At 53.5% G+C, this 1,889-nt stretch carries 2 pseudogenes; both read left to right on the forward strand.

Annotated elements, in window-relative coordinates:
* A pseudogene (locus BN4609_RS05700) lies at positions 1-729 on the forward strand (fimbrillin family protein); the annotation flags it as partial.
* A pseudogene (locus BN4609_RS05705) lies at positions 726-1,667 on the forward strand (GLUG motif-containing protein); the annotation flags it as partial. The pseudogenes BN4609_RS05700 and BN4609_RS05705, both read left to right, overlap by 4 nt.
* Positions 1,668-1,889 lie beyond the last annotated feature (222 nt).

Here is a 1,889-nt window from a genome sequence, read left to right on the forward strand (position 1 = left end):
AAGGTGGAATTTAACAACCCGACTCTTGAATTTACCCACCGCACGGCACGCGTGACAATCGAACTGAAGCCCGGCACGGGATTCACAAGCGTCGCCGGTGCCACAGTGATCCTCGTGAGCCTGTCCGCCGATAACGGCAACCCGACTGCCATCAAGACCTACAACGCAAGCGGCAACACCTACGAGGCACTAACCGCCCCGCAGACCGTTGCGGCAGGCAGGCCGTTCATCCGGGTGGAACTCGGCAGCGGCACCTTCTACTTCCGTCCGCAAAACGACGTCGTATTAGAGGCGGGCACCCGCTATAAATATACCGTCAAGGTGAACGCCACCGGCCTAACGTTAGAGGGTTGCACTATCGACAGCTGGGCTGACGGCGGCGGCGAGAGCGGCGCAGCTGAGGATTTGGGCTACATCTACGACAGCAACACCAATACCTACACGGTCTATAACGCCGACGGCCTGATGAATGTAGCCGAATTAGTGAACGGAGGTAAGACCGACATAAACATTACCCTCGACAAAAACATTGACCTCACAGGCAAAAACTGGACACCGATAGGCACAGACTACGACAACTCATACACCGGCACCTTCGACGGTAGCGGCCATACCATCACGGGGCTGACCTTTACGACAAATGACGAATATGCGGGTCTGTTCGGCTGGCTCAATAGAGCTGGTACGGTGAAGAACGTGGTGATGGAGGGCGTACAGATAACAAGCTCTCCCTCGCTGCGGCAAAAGACCTGGGCTATACCATAGAGAGCAACGGCAGCTACACCGTGACCTCCGCCGATGGCCTGATGAATATAGCCGAATTAGTGAACGGAGGTAAGAGCGACATTAACATTACCCTCGACACAGACATTGACCTCACAGGCAAAAACTGGACGCCGATAGGCACAAGTTTCAGCAACAAATACACCGGCACCTTCGACGGTGGCGGTCATACCATCAAGGGGCTGACCGTTACGACAAATGACCAATTTGTGGGTCTGTTCGGCTCTATCGGTTATGCTGGTACGGTGAAGAACGTGATGATGGAGGACGTACAGATAACAAGCAATCGCAGTTCGGGCTTTGCCGGCGGTGTGGCAGGATATAGCGATGGCACCATTGAAAACTGCTCGGTGTCGGGCAGCGTCAGCGGCACGGTGTACGTCGGCGGTGTAGTGGGTGCTCAATGGAACGGTTCCATCACCGGATGCAGCTCCTCTGCCACAGTGAAGGGAACGGTCTATGTCGGCGGCGTGGCAGGTCAGACGAATGGGGGTGCCACCCTGACCGCTTGCTATGCCACGGGCAACGTGATCATAGAAATAGCCCCCAAAAAGAATATCTCTGGCGGCGGTCTGGTGGGAATGAACGGAGGAAAAGGCGTTCGTGCCTGCTATGCCACGGGCAACGTAACCAGTACAGGTAGTAGCACCGGCAATGTACATATCTTCGGCTTGTTGGGAGATAACTACACCACCGTGACCGCCTGCTACAGGAAGAACAATCAGGAACGAGGCTATAAGACCGCCCCCGAATCTACGAAGGTAGACGGCACTTACGTTACCTGGCAGAAAGCCGTTGATGCCATGAACCGCGCCTTGCAGAACGCAGGCTCAGAGTGGCGTTACGAACTTAAAGGAGCATTGCCTACCTTGAGGAAGCAGTAAGCCGTTGCGGGCGGAAAAGTTCCGTCCGCAACGAACATAAAACGAAGTATAACCCCAATAAAAAAAGGAGGACGTGCTGGAACACACGGAGAATCCACCATATAGGTTTTGGCATCAAGGCATTGTTAATAATAATATAGACTCCAGTGTAAATATGGAAGCTGTAAGCCGGACATTGTCAAGATTGGTGCTCATTAAAGGCAACAAATCAAGTAATTAAAT

This window comes from Leyella lascolaii (assembly GCF_900079775.1).
Taxonomy (GTDB): domain Bacteria; phylum Bacteroidota; class Bacteroidia; order Bacteroidales; family Bacteroidaceae; genus Prevotella; species Prevotella lascolaii.